This is a genomic window from Enterococcus faecalis (assembly GCF_029024925.1).
Classification (GTDB): Bacteria; Bacillota; Bacilli; order Lactobacillales; family Enterococcaceae; genus Enterococcus; species Enterococcus faecalis.
Genome location: NZ_CP118962.1, coordinates 453,225 through 469,663, shown reverse-complemented (window position 1 = coordinate 469,663; position 16,439 = coordinate 453,225). Strand labels below are relative to the sequence as shown.

Sequence of the window (16,439 nt, the reverse complement as noted above, 5' to 3'; positions counted from 1 at the left end):
TATTATCAGAGATATATTAACACCAAATGATATTAATTGAAAAAGGTAAGGAAAGAAAAAAATAAAGAAAAATTTGGAAAAAATATTGGCAAAAATTTTGACTAATTTATCTTAAATATAACAAAATCATGTCGATAACTTAATAATGTCGACATTTTTTATAGAACGCGAATTGTAAAATTAAGTTAGAAAAATAAAAAGGCATTTATGGTACACTCAAATTGTATTTCCGACGAAAGAAAACAAAGGAGTGTAACCATAAATGACCTACAAACATCTTACCATAGACGAACTGACAATGATAGAATCATATTATCTTCAACATAATAAACCGGTTGAAATCGCTAACCGAATGGGTCGTGCTATACAAACTATTTATAATGTAGTCAATAAGTTCAAGCAAGGCAAGACTGCTCTTGATTATTGGCACCAGTATAAAGAAAATAAGAAAAAATGTGGTAGAAAAGTCATTCAATTACCTGCTCATGAAGTAGATTACATTAAAGAGAAAGTCACTCTTGGTTGGACGCCTGACGTCATTATCGGGCGAAAAGAAAGGCCTGTTTCATGCGGTATGAGAACACTTTATCGTTTATTTTCTAAAGGGATATTTGATATTGACACACTACCGATGAAAGGTAAAAGAAAACCCAATGGCCATCAGGAAAAACGGGGAAAACAACAATATCAGCGCTCAATCCATGATCGACCTGATAATTATCCTGATTTCAATTCTGAGTTTGGTCACCTTGAAGGTGATACGATCGTTGGCATTCATCATAAAAGTGCCGTCATTACTTTAGTTGAAAGATTATCTAAAGTCATTATCACGATTAAACCCAACGGCCGTAAGGCATTAGATATTGAAACCGCCCTTAATCAATGGTTTTCTCGCTTCCCTAAAAACTTCTTTAAATCTATTACGTTTGACTGTGGAAAAGAATTTTCTAACTGGAAAGCCATTAGTAACCAACACGATATTGATATATATTTTGCGGACCCTGGAACACCTTCTCAACGCCCATTAAACGAGAATTCTAACGGGATTCTGCGTCATAATGGACTGCCGAAATCAATGGATTTTAGAGAAGTGAATCAGACATTTATTTCCAGTGTCAGCAATCAACGTAATCATATTCCAAGAAAATCATTGAATTACAGAACACCAATTGAGATATTTTTGAGCTATGTACAAGAAGCATTTTATTCTAACTTAATTTGACAAATCATAAAATCTAAAAAATAGTTGGCAATATCCTTTTGAGTGACTAAGGAGTCATTATTTTGGTACTGTTGCACATAGAGTCCGCTGATTTTTTGCAGATCCAACTCCCCGCTTTCAAACAACTGGATTCCAGTATTCTCCTCTTTGATCGTGGAACCTTTGATTTTATCCAACTTAACTACCGCTTGATCGTAATACTCAGGATTTTTGGCAAGCATCTATTCTGCACCGGTCTGTTGCCAGTCTTTCAGAATGAAAGGTCCCGTATAGAGCAAGTCTTCACTTGTTTTCCCATATGCCGTCCCTTTTTCTTCAACATAAGACTGTCTTTGAGGCGCTAACCAGCCAATCGACACCACCGATAAAAAAGAAGGTTGCAGCTGTTCCAAATGGACGACAAAGGTCTTTTCATCCGGTGTTTCTAAGCCAATCGTCGCAATGTCTGCTTTCCCTTCGCGAATATCTTGACTGTTGACGACATTGTCTAAAAGATACGCATTAGGCCCCATGGTTTTAGGATCGACCAGTTTCTTCCAAGCATAAGCAAAATCTGCTGCTTGCACTTGCTGCCCATCACTCCATTTGGCTTCTTCCTTTAGTTTAAAGGTATATGTCTTGCCATCTTCACTGATGACTGCTTCCTCCGCCAAACCGGGAACTGGCTGACTCTTTTCATCAAAACGATACGACCCTTCAAAAAGATGCTGGATAACGGTAAACGTAACTTTATCCGTTGTTTGCGTCGTATCTAATGTTGTCAACTCTGCCGGTAAGCTGACTGAAATCTCTTGAACTTCTGGATCTGTCTCCTTTGCGGACGATCCAGTCGTGCTACATCCTGCTAACAAAAAACTTAAAATTCCTACAACAACCAAACCCTTTTTCATTTACTCTCCTCTTTCCTTTTCACTTGCGAGTTGCAAGCTTGATCAAATAAAAAAATTCTCGTCCCTTTGCTGATCATCATTGATCAACAAAAGGACGAAGACTTCGTGTTACCACCCTTTTTCGTGTCATTTTTACAAATAACACCTCATCAGTACGTATGCATACTCGGCAGGATAATGGCTGCGTTCCGTCTAACCAGCGTAAACCAGTTAAAAGACTCTGAGCTCATCTTCACTTAGCGTTCTGTCCCCTTTCTCACCAACTCGGGTTCTCTTTAAACAGTCATCAAAGCTACTCTTCTCATCGATGTCCTATATTCTACTGAATTGATAAAAGTATACTATTCCTCGTTTTTCTAGTCAAACAGTTTTTAGAATTTTCAATCTTTTCAATAATGGCTTCGAGACTTTTTGGAGGGCAAATACTTGCTAGCTTAGTGTTTTTTTTCTAAGATAAAGAAAAGAAACCTTGCTCGAAAGGATGAAATCAATGAAACTTGCTGAAGCATTATTACTACGAAGAGATCTTGAATCCAAACTCACTCTGTTACGAGAAGAGATTGCCAGTAGTGCCGTGATCCAAGAAGGCGATACGTTAGACCGCAGCATCGACGACTTACTGCTGGATTATGAAACAACAAACCAAGAATTTGCCCAGTTGGTCATTGCAATCAATCAGCGAAATGCGGTCGCCAAAATCGGTGAACAAGAAACGATTGCTGCTGCATTAGAGAAACGGGAAGCTTTAAGGCGTTCGCATGCGATGCTAACGGCAACATTGGAAGCAGCCAAGGTTGCTCCACGGATGGGACGTAATGAGATTCGTATGATCCGAACGATCGATACCAAGCAAATCACCGACCGTTTGAATCAAACCGCAAAAGCCTTACGTGAATTAGACGGGCAGATTCAACAAACAAATTGGCTTGTTGATTTATAAAACAGCTGGGTGGGAGTCAAAAGCGAGCACAAAGCAGGTACAGGCTTATATGTACACCAATGGGGTCTGGCAGGGACCAGTTTAATGACTGCTGTTCAGTTACAAGCGTACAACTTATATTTTTCAATTAACGACCACGTGCTGGTTTGACAAGGTGGGTGCCTCTGTTTATCTTTTGTTACTCAAAAGGTAAACAGAGGTTTTTTTCAACAAGACCTCTTTCAAAAGCAAAAGACCCCCTGATCCGTTTCCAACATAGGAAACCAGATCAAGGAATCTTTGATCGTTTAGCTATATAGGTTGAATTAAATACTTTACATCCGCACGCACAGTCGGTCAATCACCTCAAGGGGACGCTCGTTTACATCAGCTAAGAAACCGCGGACCGACTGTTTGATTTTCTGGACGTGGTCAAGATGACCGATTCCTTGAGCCACTTCCAAACGCCTTCCATTAGGTTCAACTGAGGGCTGTAGGGAGGAAGGAAGATGAGTGCCAGGCGCCTTGCGTTTTCTTCAAAAAATTCTAACATTCCTTCTTTTACTAACAATTCGCGAGTCGAAGCGATCGTACGATGAGTCAAGATATAATGTTTAGATCCTTGTTGTTTCAATTGCGTCAATGTGTCATACACATGATCAAATGTGACAGGTTGACGTGTATCAAGCGTTTCGTATTGATGGAAATCATCTGAGAATTCTCGAAAGTCCAAATGATATTTTTCAATCAATGCTTTTGAAGATTTTTCTTTCAATAATCGATAAACAGCTTTTGGATCAGCAACTACTTGCCGATCTTCTAAAGCTTTCATCATGCTGTCAAGCATGATCGGATACGTATCGAACAACGTCCCGTCAAAATCCCATATATATGAATCAAACATTATTTTCTCACTATCTTCCTAATTTTTAAATGAATGGATTGGTGCCGGGATCCGCCCGCCTCGTTGGATAAAGTCCGTCGATTTCGCCGAATTCGTCCGCATGACTGGAGCAGTCCCCAGCAAACCGCCGAATTCGACAGAATCGCCGACTTTTTTATCTTTAGCGGGGATGATCCGCACCGCCGTTGTTTTATGATTGATGACACCGATCGCAGCTTCATCAGCGATCATCGCCGCAATCGTCTCCGCTGGTATATCTCCTGGGATCGCGATCATGTCCAGACCCACTGAACAAATGGCGGTCATCGCTTCTAATTTCTCCAGATTCAGATAGCCTTCTTCTACGGCTTTGATCATACCTGCATCTTCAGAAACCGGGATGAATGCGCCTGATAAGCCTCCCACATGGTTGCAGGCCATCACGCCGCCTTTTTTCACAGCATCGTTCAATAAAGCCAGTGCGGCCGTTGTACCGTGTGTGCCGACAGCTTCCAAGCCCATTTCTTCCAAGATCAACGCGACACTATCACCAACTGCCGGAGTAGGAGCTAATGACAGATCCACAATACCAAAGGGTACGTGCAATCGCTCAGAAGCGATTTGACCGACTAATTGTCCCATCCGCGTGATTTTAAATGCCGTCTTCTTAACTGTTTCAGCAACCACATCGAAAGATTCGCCTTTGACCTTTTCCAGAGCGCGTTTTACTACGCCCGGTCCGCTGACACCGACATTGATCTCGCAATCTGCTTCACCGACCCCGTGGAATGCTCCCGCCATGAAAGGATTGTCTTCCACCGCATTCGCAAAGACTACCAACTTCGCACAGCCCATATCTGAAGCTTCGGCGGTTTGTTTGATGGTTTCACCCATCAATTTGACAGCGTCCATATTGATCCCTGCCCGTGTCGAACCAATATTGACAGAAGAACAGACAAATTCTGTTTCTGCCAAGGCTTCCGGAATCGATTGGATCAAGGACAGGTCCGCTCCTTGATAGCCTTTTTCAACTAATGCGCTATACCCGCCGATAAAATTGATCCCCACCGCTTTTGCGGCTTTGTCCAAAACTCGCGCAAAAGCAACACAGTCTTGCCCGCCGCTTGCGGAAGCAACGATTGCGATCGGCGTTACCGAGATCCGCTTGTTGATGATGGGGATCCCAAATTCACTGGCGATCTCGTCACCGACTTTTACAAGATTTTTCGCTTTGCTGGTGATTTTATTATAGATATTTTGACAAGTCTTTTCTGTGCTGGCATCGATACAGTCCAACAATGAAATACCCATTGTGATCGTCCGGATATCAAGATTTTCTTCTTCTACCATCCGGATCGTTTCAAGAATTTGTTTTGTTTCCATCATTTCCCTCCGAATTATAGTTTATGCATCGCATTGAAGATCTCTTCATTTTGAATGCTGATTTTGACGCTCAACGTGTTTTCAACTTGACTCAATGCTTGCTTGATCGCTTCTAAATCAGCCTCTGGTTGCATTTGCAACATCATCATCATGGTAAAATAATCTTCCATGATCGTTTGAGATACATCTAGAATATTGATATTCAATTCTGCCAACTTCTGGCTGACACCGGCAATGATCCCAACCTTGTCCTTCCCGACCACCGTTAAAATAGCTTTCATTATTCTTATTCCTCCAATTCTTTCAATAGTATACCATAATTTATGATAGTTTTATGAAAAATTCTGAAACAAAGGGCTATTTCCTTCAGCCAATATTCGTCTTTAGAGGATCGATTTATTGACGATCTGCAAGTTCTTATCAAAGCGGTAGTGGATCGGCTGCGCATTGGGAATATCAATGGTATCCATTTGGTCTTCCGGTACATCCTCCAAATATTTCACCAGTGCCCGCAGACTGTTGCCATGTCCGGTAATCAAAACATTCTTACCCGAACCCAACAGCGGCGCGATCTCGTCTTGCCATAATGGCGCGACCCGCTGGACCGTCATTTGCAGATTTTCTCCATGAGGAATGTCTTGATCTGCCAATTGTGCGTAACGGCGATCAAAATGGTTTTCTTCTACTAATGGAGGCATTTCATAATAATCTCGACGCCAGCGTTTGACTTGATCTGCCCCGAATTCTCGTGCCATTTCATCCTTATTTTTCCCTACTAAAGCGCCATAATGCCGCTCGTTCAGACGCCAGGTTTTAAATGTCGGTATCCATAACTGATCGCTTTCTTCTAAGATGATCTGGCAAGTCAATGATGCCCGCTTCAATACTGACGTAAATGCAGCGTCAAACTCGATCTGCGCGTTTTTGATTTTTTCCCCTGCCTTACGAGCCTGTTCCTGTCCTTTTTCTGTCAGAGAAACATCCAGCCATCCCGTCCAATAATTTTCAAAATTTGCTTCACTTTCCCCGTGCCGCATCAGTACTACATCCATATGTCTTCCACCTCTCTTCCTTTATTATCCCAGTTTCTTTGAGAAATGTCATTTGCAGTTGACATCTTTTTCATCTTTTTCATAAAATTTTCTTAAAGCTGTACCAATTGATTTTAAAAAATCTAAAGAACTGAGTTTATGCTATCAAGCATCTTTTTTGTAAGCATTAACAAATTGCTCTTTTTTTGCTGTATTTTTTGTATAAATCAGCTATTTGTGGTTCTATTAAACTATGATAATATGTAATTTGCAAATATTCTGAAAAAAATTGAGGAGTTATCATGAGAGACCTAACTATAGGCACCCCAGCAAAGTTGATTTTTTTTATTTACCATTCCATTACTCGTGGGGAATATTTTCCAACAGTTCTATAATATAGTAGATATGATCATTGTTGGGCAAACGATCGGTAAAGAGGCATTGGCAGCAGTCGGCGCGACAGGAAGTATCACATTTTTGATCATTGGTTTTGCTCAAGGTTTGACCGCTGGATTATCTATCATCACGGCGCAACGTTTCGGCGCTCAGGATTTTCGCGGTGTAAAGAAAAGTTTTGCTGTTGCTATTATAATTAGTTTCACAGTAACTGCTATTTTGACTGTTTTGAGTTTAGTATTTTTACGTCCGTTATTATTGCTGATGCAGACACCGCCGGATATTATCCAACAAGCACAGGAATTTATCTGCGTGATCTTAGGCGGTATGTTTGCCTCAATGGCGTTCAATCTTCTTTCAAATATGATTCGAGCGCTAGGAGATAGCCGAACACCTTTGTTCCTTTTGATTTTCGCTGTGATCATCAATGTGATTTTGGATTTGGTGTTTATTATCAATTTCCACATGGGGATCGCTGGGGCTGGGTATGCGACAGTTATCGCGCAAATTTCCGCAAGTTTGATGTGTGTCATCTATATCAAACGGAAAATCCCGTTGCTGCAAGTCTCTAAAAGTGATTTCAAAATAGATAAAGACACTATTTTCACTCATTTGAATGCGGGCTTGCCTATGGCTTTCCAATCATCCATCATCGCTATTGGAGCGGTGGTATTGCAGTCTGCTCTAAATAGTTTGGGAACAGATGTCGTAGCGGCTCAAGCTGCCGCGGGAAGGATCGACCAATTTGCCACTCAGCCAATGATGTCTTCGGTTGTGCGGTCTTTATATTTACTAAATAGCTTGCCAATATAACCAGACAGTGCATAGCCAACCATATTAAAATGGCCAATAGCAGTTGCATCACTTCCTGTAATCTTACGCATGAAGGGCTGACATAATTGAGGCAATGCTGCGGAGAAGAAGCCAAGTAATAATCCACCAACGATAATTGCGGCTACATCCGAGAAGTTATGCGCTTTCAAAATCAAAGATAACACACACGCAAAGAACAAACTATGACCAGTCGTAAAAAAGATATTTTTGAAAGGAGTAATCCTAGCAATTACTAAGTTCATGATAAATCCCAAAATCAGCGTACTACTCGTAACAAACGCAAATTCTGTCTGCGCTAATGCTGTCGCTGCTTCAGGAGAAGCACTCCCTTGATAAGAAATCCGGTTTGGAACAACGTATTGAAGTTCTGCAAAGCCCCTGTCATGATCGTGCCACCTGCATTAAAGATCAAAAAGCCAATAATTGTCTTAGAGGTTCCAGTCAAGACTTCTGTTCCAGACTTTTTTTGTGCTAATAAGCCTATCATAGCCACAAGCCCTAATAGTACTGCGGGCGTACTTAAGAAGCTAATAATAAAATCCATTTTCAGCCTTCCTTTCTAACTACTGTTTTTCTAACTCAATAAATGCTTCTTCAAGTTTTATCTTAATTTCATTCTTATCCACAATATTCGCAATGCCAACAATCTTCTGTGGTAAATTTTTTTCTATTAATTCATTCGCTACATCAGGCAAAGTAATGATCATATCTCCTTGAAAACCTGGCACACCATCTAAAGATGAATGTTCTACTTCTAACGGAAAGTTATTTTCTTTAACAACTTCATTGACTTTGATCTTTAGCATCAAACTTGATCCTACTCCTGCACGGCAAGCTACTAAAGCTTTATGACTATTCATGTTTATTCTCTCCTTCTGCTTTTTCAATATAGTTTTTAAATTCTTCTCTAGATGAAACGACTTTGATAAATTTTAGAAAATCTGGATTTCCTAATAAATTTGCCAATTCTGATAGCAATTCAATATGCGCTTGGTTATTCTTGGCGCTTAATGAAAAAAGATATTTAACTGGATCATTGGTGCGATGACCTGAAGTAACTGGGGTCTTCAATCGCATAAATCCAATAGCTACATCTTTTGCTCCACTTTCCACCGTTGCATGAGGTAAAGCAATATTTTCAGTAATAACGATATATGGACCGGTCTCTTCGTAAATCTTCAAAATTGTTTCGACATATTTTTCAATTACTACATCTGCTTCTAAGAAAGGTTGCAAAGCTTTTCTTATTGCTTCTTCAAAGTTATTTGCCTGAACATCTAGTTGAATATATTCATCTTTGATTACTTTACTTAACACTTATTTCGCCTCTATTTCATTTATTACTTATGCACGTCTATACTATAAGTTACTCTGCCTTACTTGACAATATAAACTGGGTTCACTTTTTTATAGCGCCGATTGTAAAATTAAGCTAGACAAATAAAAAAGTCATTTGTGCTACACTCAAGATAGTTCCCGCAAAAGAATTATAAGGAGTGAAGACAAATGACCTATACCCATCTTACATCAAATGAACTTGCAATGATAGAGGCGTATTATAATAATCATCAATCTGTAGCCAAAACCGCAGTACTATTGAATAGATCTAGACAAACGATTCATAAAGTTTACCAATTTTTCAAAACAGGGCACAATGCTCTAGATTATTTCAATCAATACAAGAAGAATAAAACTCGCTGTGGCAGACGTCCTATTGTCTTATCAGATGAACAAACAGAATATATTCAAAAGAGGGTTGTTCAAGGTTGGACACCTGATGTGATTGTTGGCCGTGCAGAGTTTTCTATTTCTTGTTCTATGCGTACACTTTATCGTATGTTTAAACAAGGCGTATTTGAAGTGACTCACCTACCTATGAAAGGAAAACGTAAAGCCAACGGACACAAAGAAACTCGGGGAAAACAATCTTTTCGTCGATCACTTCGTGACAGAGGAAATGATTATTCTAAATTCAATCAAGAATTTGGCCACCTTGAAGGGGATACTATTGTAGGTAAAAAGCACAAAAGTGCTGTTATTACCCTCGTTGAGCGATTATCTAAAGTAATCATCACTCTTCAGCCAGAAGGCAGACGAGCTATAGATATTGAAAATCGTTTGAACCAATGGATGCAATCTGTACCTAAGCATCTATTCAAATCAATGACTTTTGATTGTGGAAAGGAACTTTCAAATTGGAAATCAATCAGTAATATCAATGATATTGATATCTATTTTGCAGATCCTGGTACACCATCACAAAGAGGTTTAAATGAAAACTCTAATGGTTTATTACGTAAAGATGGTTTACCAAAGCAAATGGACTTCAACGAAGTTGATGAATCTTTTATCCAATCTATTGCATCGAAAAGAAATAATATCCCTCGAAAATCATTAAACTATAAAACACCAATAGAAGTATTCTTGAGTCACATATGCAAAGAGGAATTGTCTAACTTAATTTGACAATTAATATTATTAAAATTTAATAGACTTTCTATACAAAGAGAGCCTATTTTTTATTATAGTCAATCATAGGTTAATGTTAATTAAAAGACGTATTTAAAATGAAAATAAATAACTATTTCAAAATTCAAATTTCATTGATTAGTATTACTTAAATTATTTAAAAATCTTTTAATTTATAAAATAAGTTATAACAATTACTTATTTGTCAACAACTACATCTTACTTCACACCCAGAGCAACCATCTAAATAAAAAGATTGATTTTTATAGTATGACAATTTTTTTTCGTCAATAGTAATATGTTTTCGTCGGGCAATTTCATTAGCGATTACGGCAAAACGTTGGCGAAATTTATATATATAACAAAAAATGGTATTGCCTTTACGTACATTTGGACCGGTTAAGAAAATATTTTTAGCTATTGTCGATTCATCAAAATCATTTAAAAGAACCTCTCCATTTTCCTTATACTTAAACAATGATGCAGTAATAGATTTTGTGCCATTTTTAAAACCTGTACAAAGAATTGGTATATTTTCTACAGGTAATGATTTCCCATTTTCTGTAATCAATATATAACTAGTAGACTTTTTTTCAATTTTTTTAACTTTGATAGTTGTGTATATTTTAATACTATCTAATTTTTTTTTGTTTACACGTAAATCAAAAAATCTCTGTCTTGTGCGTGGTGCTAACCTTTTGCTCGGGTCAGCATCTCTTATATTTAACCCCAAAGTATCTGTATAAATTGTAACTCGTTTACCTAATTTAGCTAATTCAATAGCTGCATCAATCGCACTCTCATTTCCTCCGATAATTGTCTGCTTATCCCCTTTAATTTCAATCCAAGAATTAATCTCGCCATAATGTAAACTATTATTATAAGCACCTTTAATACTAGATTTATTCGGAAAAGAGAACTCTCCCATCGCAAAAATTATATATTCTGCATGAATAATTCCTTTTGTTGTTTCAAGCAAATAACCAGTTTTTTCTTTTTTAATAGATTGAACTTTACAATTTGTCTTAATAGGTAACTTATATTCTTCTGAAACTAATTGTAGGTATTTAGCATAATCTTTTCCAGATAAACGTTCCTTACCTAAAGTATATGAAGGAGATGTATCAATTGCTATTGCATTTAAATCAGGCATCCCAAATCCATTACTTGTAAAAGAAGGAGTGATAAATCTTGTTTCCTCAGGCCATTTAATAAAACTATTACCTACCTGCTTTCTCTCTAAAATAGCAAAATTATTTATGCCAAAATCTTTTAAAGCAACCCCCATACCTACGCCAGCAGCACCTGCTCCAATAATTATAACTTCTTTATTTTCCATTATTTACCTCCACTAAAATTTAAAGTCTCCAAATCTCTTCCTGAGTGTTATTATTGACTATTATTTTGATATTCATAAACACTAGGAATAATTTTAATTTTTTTATCTAATACATTGAGAATCACAATCATTTACCATTTTTTTCAATAAATAATGAATCAAAAGACTTAAACTAAGGCTCCAAATACTGATTAAAAAAGTCCCAAATAATTGAAGAAAAAAGTCCCCTTTTTCTGCCATGACACCAGTTAAAATCGATCCTGCAATTCCACCCACTGCATTCATCCCAAAAGAATCTGCAGCGTCATCAAAGTTTGCTATGCGTAGATGCATTATGTGAATAACAATTGGACAAAGGGTACATACAATTACCGAAATTAATAAACTAATTGCAGGAGATATATATCCAACCGAGCAAGTACTACCTACTAATCCGCCGATTATTCCATTCATTATAGAATAGATAGATACTTTTTTTATTAAAATCCATTGGGTAAAAGGCCAGCTGATGCTACCGCCTAAAATTGAAATAAGTGTATTTAACCAAATTTGAATGGATTCTTCACCGATTTTTCCAGAAGGTGCCATATTAAATCCGAACCATCCTAAGGTAATAAATAGCATTCCTACAAAAGCTATCATTTCTTGTGATTTAAATATTAATGAATTCTTTAAACGTATTGGTGATGTTATTGCCAAAACAAGACTTCCAATTCCAGCAGTAGTATGGACTACTAGTCCGCCAGAATAATCCAGTACTCCTATTTTCCCTAGCCAATTTCCATGTCCCCATAACGAAAAGCAAACAGGTGCATAAACAAATACAATCCACAAAGGAACAAACAACACAATATATTTCCAATTACCTCTTTCTAATACTGAACCAATTATCATAATTACAGAATATAAGCAAAAAAGTAATTGTATCAGTATAGAAACAATTTCACTAGAAGCTAAGGGGCTATAAAAGATACTATATTGAATATTTCCAAAAAAACTTAATGAGTATCCTACAAATAACCAACATAGAGTACCAGAAATAATAGTTACTAAACCCAAAATTAAAGTATGATGTATATATCTGTGATTAACTAGACCAACATAGTATAAAATTACTCCAAAAATCATTAACCACATAAAACAAAAGCAAACAAAAATAAATAGGTTATTCATAAAACCTCCATTTAATTAACTGTAAATCATTACTTTCACTTAAAATATAACATTTATGAATGTTATTTAATAAGGACACTCCCATCTCATATTTGTTATTACATTCTTCCAAATAAAACTAAACTATATTGATATTAATGCAATAAAATATTTACAAAAAATCATTTTTTAGCATGTATGCCAAAAAATGATTTTAGTAAATATAATAATCCTTAGAATATTGTTGAACAATTTCTAAAATGAATCTGTGAGGAATACAGATACTAGTTTGCCCTGGTTCTGATATCCATCCTGTTTTCACCGCAATTTGATCTGGACTATTATCTTTTTTTACACGGACGTGTCCATTTTTAACTTCTATAGTATTATATTGCCCTTTTGATGGATAAAACGTTTTGATAAATTCTTTTGGATTATCTAAATTTATACGCTCAATCTCTTTCCCATCTATCTTGACCACAGCATATTTAACGTCGTCAAAACTTTTAGGGAGAAATGGATTATTATGAAAAAAAATAAAATATGGAGAAAAAGAGATAGCTATTAAAAAGATAATAACTATTATGTCTCCTTTTTTCATCAGACCCTTTTTACACATTTTTAATTAGTGAACTGTTTTTCCATTTGTTTCTGAACATCTTGTCTTTACTCACCTTTCTTCAAGAAATTGTTGAATTTGAATCCGTACATCATAGGCACAATCTTTATCATTCAGTAATAATATTAATTCTTCTTTTAAACAAACGGGAACTTCCCAAAACCCATCTATTTTCTGGAAATAATCAGGATCATAATTATTAAAAAACGGGTACAATTTTAAAAATTCTTCAAAAGATAAATCATATTCTTCATAAAAGTCTTTAACTAATCCTTTTTTAAGAGCCTCTTCTGTTGGAGTGCCATTTTCATTAATAATATTCTTCATAACCATTATTCTGTATAATTCAGACTTATCATATCTTTCTTGTTCATAATCTTGATAAAATTGAAAGCTCTGTTCCACAAGTGGTGGATAAATAATATTCATTTTCTTCAATACTATTACCTCCTATTTTTTATCCATCACTTTTTTTCCACCATAATAGCCTTTTAAAGATACATGATGACTTTTACGATAATCACCAAGATTCTCATCAAACGAAATTGCAGGTGATTTTAATTTTTCATGTGTTCGACGCAATCTTTTTTTTGTTTTCGATGTTCTTCTCGCTGGTACAGCCATATTTATTACCTCCTGTGTTATAAAAGTTGCTGAAATACTTGAGCATTCAAACTATACTATTTGAAACTATTTATAGCGAAATATTACAGATAAAGCGAACAAATCGTAATGATTACGTTTTGTTCGCTTTATACTATCAAGCTGTGTCTAATTTGTCAATAACCTTTCTATAATAAATTAGTCTAGCATATAGCACAATTTATTAATTTTAAGATATTATTGATTACTTTTAACAAAAAATGGATAATCATACCATATATTTTTTATAAATTTATGGTATCCTTTAAACTGATTTTGATAAAACCAAAGATATACTTTTTAATTAATCATACAGAGAAATGAGGGACTATATGAAAAAATTTAAATTTACATTATTTAGCTTGTTGGTAATTATTTTTAGTGGTCTATTAATTCAAAGATTTAGCGGTTACTTTTATACTACACCTGTTGGTATTGTAAAATCAGTAAAAATAATTGACAGCGAACAATTACTAACAGTTAAACTAGTAAATAATACAAAAAAAACTGTTGTTGTAAAAGTAAAATTTAATGGAAATGAAAGTACCAATCCAGTATTTAATAAAAATAATCAAATATTATTAGATAATTCCACTAAAAAGTGGGAATTTATTTCTCTAAAAAGAGATGGCTATACTTTTATTTTAGTAGTTAGTTTTATTTCATTAGTCTTAGGTATCGCTGGAAAAAAAGGATTTTTTTCTTTAGTTGGTATTTTATTCAATATAATCTTTCTTTTTTTCTTGCTTTGGATAAATCAGCGAAACAGATCCATAAACTTACTATTGCTAATATCAATCTATACAATAATTGCTATTATTATATCAACTGGTACTCTCTACGGACTAAAAAAAATTGATTTAAGGAAGGTTTTAGCAACAATATTTAGTGTTTTTCTATCTTATTTTATTACCACAATTACTATGAAATTATTAAACGATCAAGGACTGCGCTATGAAGAAATACAATTTTTAACTAGACCTTATCGAACTGTTTTTCTTGCCAGCTTAATGTTAGGAGGAATTGGAGCAGCACTAGACAATGTTGTTGTTATAATTTCAAGTTTAGATGAACTTGTAAGACATACTCCTGAGATAAATACAAAAGAATTAATAGAATCAGGAAAGAATATCGCTTCAGATACCACTACTTCGATGATTAATGTTTTGTTATTTGCCTATCTTAGTAGTGCAACGCCTTTTTTTATTTTCTATTTAGCTAATGGATGGGATTTTGTTGAGACATTCAAAATGCATCTTTCATTGGAAATAATGAGAGTTTTATGTGGAGGACTTGCCATCTTGTTCACTATCCCAAGTTCATTTCTATTTTTTCTTTTATTTAAAAAATTAAAAAAGAAGGGGAAAACAGATGAATGTAATTAGTTTATTAGTCATTATTTTTATCTTTATTTCAATTATCATATTTAAAAATAATTCTTTCTACTTTATTTCAGGATTATTTTTGAATATAGTCATTTTTATTGGCTATCTAATAGCTATATCGCTTCATATTTCTGTATATTTGGTAACCTTTGTATCTTTTTTACTAATGACGATAGTAATTCTTTATTGGATAAATGGACGTAATGCTAAAACAAAATTGGCTTTTATCTGTGTTATATTTTTTTTAGTTACTTTTACTATTGTGTCACTACCATTAATCACTGCTCTTAAGACACAAGGATTTTCTTCTGAAGAATTAATTGAATTAGCTAATTTTGATTTAAATGTTGATATCCCTTTTTCTGAACTAAACGTCTCAATTATTTTAATTAGTTTTTCTGGTGCCGTTATTGACGGAAGTATGGCTATTTGTAGTTCTACTTACGAAATATATACGAAGAACCCAGATTTAACTTTTAAAGAACTATTTAATTCTAGTTTTAACGTAGTAATTGAGGTATTAAATTCGACTATATACACTCTCTTATTTGCTTTTATAGCATCTAATTTTGCATTAGTAATTTACTTACAGGATTTAAACTATTCATTTTTAGAATTAATTAATTCTAAAATTTTTGTAGGGGAACTATTAGTAAGTATTTTAACTGGTTGTGCAGGAATTTTAATTTTACCTTTGTCCTGTTTACTAGGTAGCTGGATATTAAAAAAAAGATTCCACACTTTGTATTGAAACCTAAAAGCTAGGCCGAATACCTTTTATAGAAATATATTTGGTATTTTTATACAATTAACCGTTCACTTATATTGAACAAAATTGCAGCCAAGTTTCGTTTTGATTTATTGGTTATTGAAATAATTAAATCCATTTGTTATGTAAGTCTTGATTAGTGTGAAAAAACACCCTCTAATCCAGTCCGCTCTTTTCCAAATACTTAAATAAAAGAATCCACAACTAATTTATCTGTTATTCTATGTAATATACTCAACAAAATTCACAGTAACTTAACTATGACTTTTCAGTAAAAATCAATTGTGCATACTGATACAGTAAGTTTAAACTTTTATTGTAATAGTATAATTCTTAATTTATATTTTTTACTTCTATTCCTAATTGATTTATTCAAAATTATCACAAAATAGTAAAAGTTAAAATTGCATATTCTAACACAAGAAAATCAAAAACAGATTTTCTTGTGTTAATATTTTTGAATATACTAAAGTTCCGATAAGTAGAAAACACCCTACTGATTTATA

16 protein-coding genes and 3 pseudogenes are annotated in these 16,439 nt (G+C 35.0%); 6 read left to right on the top strand and 13 right to left on the bottom strand.

Annotated features, from left to right (window positions below):
- Nucleotides 1–262: 262 nt before the first annotated feature.
- On the top strand, nt 263–1,222 hold the full coding sequence (locus PYW42_RS02415) for an IS30-like element IS6770 family transposase (protein ID WP_002392347.1): 960 nt from the start codon (nt 263–265) through the stop codon (nt 1,220–1,222).
- 8 nt (nt 1,223–1,230) lie between these two features.
- Here the strand turns inward: PYW42_RS02415 and PYW42_RS02405 are convergent.
- Nucleotides 1,231–2,112: pseudogene (locus PYW42_RS02405) on the bottom strand (ABC transporter substrate-binding protein); the annotation flags it as partial.
- 490 nt (nt 2,113–2,602) lie between these two features.
- On the opposite strand from PYW42_RS02405, the gene PYW42_RS02400 reads away from it, so the two are divergent.
- Nucleotides 2,603–3,052 carry a DIP1984 family protein gene (locus PYW42_RS02400; RefSeq protein ID WP_002331389.1) on the top strand — a complete coding sequence of 150 codons (450 nt, stop codon included), beginning with the start codon at nt 2,603–2,605 and terminating at the stop codon, nt 3,050–3,052.
- Nucleotides 3,053–3,422: 370 nt separating this feature from the next.
- On the opposite strand, the gene PYW42_RS02395 is transcribed toward PYW42_RS02400, so the two are convergent.
- The 4 genes from PYW42_RS02395 to PYW42_RS02380 all read right to left on the bottom strand — a co-directional run bounded on the left by PYW42_RS02395 (nt 3,423) and on the right by PYW42_RS02380 (nt 6,349).
- Nucleotides 3,423–3,935 (bottom strand): HAD hydrolase-like protein, encoded by a 513-nt coding sequence (locus PYW42_RS02395; protein ID WP_002411204.1) that lies wholly within the window; start codon nt 3,933–3,935, stop codon nt 3,423–3,425.
- An 18-nt stretch (nt 3,936–3,953) separates the two neighbouring features.
- The gene (locus PYW42_RS02390) at nt 3,954–5,297 is read right to left on the bottom strand and encodes a PFL family protein (RefSeq protein WP_002384854.1); all 1,344 of its coding nucleotides are present in this window, start codon (nt 5,295–5,297) and stop codon (nt 3,954–3,956) included.
- Nucleotides 5,298–5,311: 14 nt separating this feature from the next.
- The gene (locus PYW42_RS02385; protein WP_002355434.1) at nt 5,312–5,578 is read right to left on the bottom strand and encodes an ACT domain-containing protein; all 267 of its coding nucleotides are present in this window, start codon (nt 5,576–5,578) and stop codon (nt 5,312–5,314) included.
- Nucleotides 5,579–5,680: 102 nt separating this feature from the next.
- Nucleotides 5,681–6,349: a 2,3-bisphosphoglycerate-dependent phosphoglycerate mutase gene (locus tag PYW42_RS02380; RefSeq protein WP_002334632.1), complete on the bottom strand. Its 669-nt coding sequence runs from the start codon at nt 6,347–6,349 to the stop codon at nt 5,681–5,683.
- Nucleotides 6,350–6,630: 281 nt separating this feature from the next.
- Here PYW42_RS02380 and PYW42_RS02375 point away from each other — a divergent pair.
- Nucleotides 6,631–7,492, top strand: a pseudogene (locus PYW42_RS02375) (MATE family efflux transporter); the annotation flags it as partial.
- On the opposite strand, the pseudogene PYW42_RS02370 reads toward PYW42_RS02375, so the two are convergent.
- From PYW42_RS02370 to PYW42_RS02360, 3 genes and pseudogenes are all read right to left on the bottom strand, one after another.
- Nucleotides 7,486–8,102 (bottom strand): annotated as a pseudogene (locus tag PYW42_RS02370) (PTS transporter subunit IIC); the annotation flags it as partial. The pseudogenes PYW42_RS02375 and PYW42_RS02370 overlap by 7 nt on opposite strands.
- Nucleotides 8,103–8,121: 19 nt before the next feature.
- Nucleotides 8,122–8,418: a PTS sugar transporter subunit IIB gene (locus tag PYW42_RS02365; RefSeq protein WP_002307675.1), complete on the bottom strand. Its 297-nt coding sequence runs from the start codon at nt 8,416–8,418 to the stop codon at nt 8,122–8,124.
- On the bottom strand, nt 8,411–8,875 hold the full coding sequence (locus tag PYW42_RS02360) for a PTS sugar transporter subunit IIA (protein WP_002411203.1): 465 nt from the start codon (nt 8,873–8,875) through the stop codon (nt 8,411–8,413). Before PYW42_RS02360 ends, PYW42_RS02365 begins: the two co-directional genes overlap by 8 nt.
- Before the next feature lie 189 nt (nt 8,876–9,064).
- Here PYW42_RS02360 and PYW42_RS02355 point away from each other — a divergent pair, with 189 nt between their 5' ends.
- Nucleotides 9,065–10,024, top strand: coding sequence for an IS30-like element IS1062 family transposase (locus PYW42_RS02355; RefSeq protein ID WP_002364892.1), 960 nt, complete (start codon nt 9,065–9,067; stop codon nt 10,022–10,024).
- A gap of 208 nt (nt 10,025–10,232) precedes the next feature.
- On the opposite strand, the gene PYW42_RS02350 is transcribed toward PYW42_RS02355, so the two are convergent.
- The 5 genes from PYW42_RS02350 to rpmF form a co-directional block, all read right to left on the bottom strand.
- Nucleotides 10,233–11,366, bottom strand: a complete 1,134-nt coding sequence (locus tag PYW42_RS02350) for an NAD(P)/FAD-dependent oxidoreductase (RefSeq protein ID WP_010784140.1) — start codon at nt 11,364–11,366, stop codon at nt 10,233–10,235.
- 102 nt (nt 11,367–11,468) lie between these two features.
- A complete protein-coding gene (locus tag PYW42_RS02345; protein ID WP_002363077.1) occupies nt 11,469–12,539 on the bottom strand; it encodes an ammonium transporter in 1,071 nt (356 codons plus the stop codon).
- A 193-nt stretch (nt 12,540–12,732) separates the two neighbouring features.
- Nucleotides 12,733–13,137 carry a NusG domain II-containing protein gene (locus tag PYW42_RS02340; RefSeq protein WP_002363076.1) on the bottom strand — a complete coding sequence of 135 codons (405 nt, stop codon included), beginning with the start codon at nt 13,135–13,137 and terminating at the stop codon, nt 12,733–12,735.
- Between the two features lie 51 nt (nt 13,138–13,188).
- Entirely contained in the window at nt 13,189–13,566 is a 378-nt protein-coding gene (locus PYW42_RS02335; protein ID WP_002382844.1) for a hypothetical protein, read from the bottom strand.
- 21 nt (nt 13,567–13,587) lie between these two features.
- On the bottom strand, nt 13,588–13,761 hold the full coding sequence (gene rpmF / locus PYW42_RS02330; protein ID WP_002411201.1) for a 50S ribosomal protein L32: 174 nt from the start codon (nt 13,759–13,761) through the stop codon (nt 13,588–13,590).
- Between the two features lie 338 nt (nt 13,762–14,099).
- Here rpmF and PYW42_RS02325 point away from each other — a divergent pair, with 338 nt between their 5' ends.
- The gene (locus PYW42_RS02325; protein ID WP_002363074.1) at nt 14,100–15,164 is read left to right on the top strand and encodes a YibE/F family protein; all 1,065 of its coding nucleotides are present in this window, start codon (nt 14,100–14,102) and stop codon (nt 15,162–15,164) included.
- Nucleotides 15,151–15,915, top strand: coding sequence for a YibE/F family protein (locus PYW42_RS02320; protein ID WP_002358536.1), 765 nt, complete (start codon nt 15,151–15,153; stop codon nt 15,913–15,915). The genes PYW42_RS02325 and PYW42_RS02320 overlap by 14 nt, the downstream gene beginning before the upstream one ends.
- Nucleotides 15,916–16,439: the final 524 nt, after the last annotated feature.

Excerpts from the sequence above, each read along its gene's own strand:
- PYW42_RS02415 (WP_002392347.1), top strand. The coding sequence starts at position 263 with ATGACCTACAAACATCTTACCATAGACGAACTGACAATGATAGAATCA.
- PYW42_RS02400 (WP_002331389.1), top strand. The coding sequence starts at position 2,603 with ATGAAACTTGCTGAAGCATTATTACTACGAAGAGATCTTGAATCCAAA.
- PYW42_RS02395 (WP_002411204.1), bottom strand. The coding sequence starts at position 3,935 with ATGTTTGATTCATATATATGGGATTTTGACGGGACGTTGTTCGATACG.
- PYW42_RS02390 (WP_002384854.1), bottom strand. The coding sequence starts at position 5,297 with ATGGAAACAAAACAAATTCTTGAAACGATCCGGATGGTAGAAGAAGAA.
- PYW42_RS02385 (WP_002355434.1), bottom strand. The coding sequence starts at position 5,578 with ATGAAAGCTATTTTAACGGTGGTCGGGAAGGACAAGGTTGGGATCATT.
- PYW42_RS02380 (WP_002334632.1), bottom strand. The coding sequence starts at position 6,349 with ATGGATGTAGTACTGATGCGGCACGGGGAAAGTGAAGCAAATTTTGAA.
- PYW42_RS02365 (WP_002307675.1), bottom strand. The coding sequence starts at position 8,418 with ATGAATAGTCATAAAGCTTTAGTAGCTTGCCGTGCAGGAGTAGGATCA.
- PYW42_RS02355 (WP_002364892.1), top strand. The coding sequence starts at position 9,065 with ATGACCTATACCCATCTTACATCAAATGAACTTGCAATGATAGAGGCG.
- PYW42_RS02350 (WP_010784140.1), bottom strand. The coding sequence starts at position 11,366 with ATGGAAAATAAAGAAGTTATAATTATTGGAGCAGGTGCTGCTGGCGTA.
- PYW42_RS02345 (WP_002363077.1), bottom strand. The coding sequence starts at position 12,539 with ATGAATAACCTATTTATTTTTGTTTGCTTTTGTTTTATGTGGTTAATG.
- PYW42_RS02340 (WP_002363076.1), bottom strand. The coding sequence starts at position 13,137 with ATGTGTAAAAAGGGTCTGATGAAAAAAGGAGACATAATAGTTATTATC.
- PYW42_RS02335 (WP_002382844.1), bottom strand. The coding sequence starts at position 13,566 with ATGAATATTATTTATCCACCACTTGTGGAACAGAGCTTTCAATTTTAT.
- rpmF (WP_002411201.1), bottom strand. The coding sequence starts at position 13,761 with ATGGCTGTACCAGCGAGAAGAACATCGAAAACAAAAAAAAGATTGCGT.
- PYW42_RS02325 (WP_002363074.1), top strand. The coding sequence starts at position 14,100 with ATGAGGGACTATATGAAAAAATTTAAATTTACATTATTTAGCTTGTTG.
- PYW42_RS02320 (WP_002358536.1), top strand. The coding sequence starts at position 15,151 with ATGAATGTAATTAGTTTATTAGTCATTATTTTTATCTTTATTTCAATT.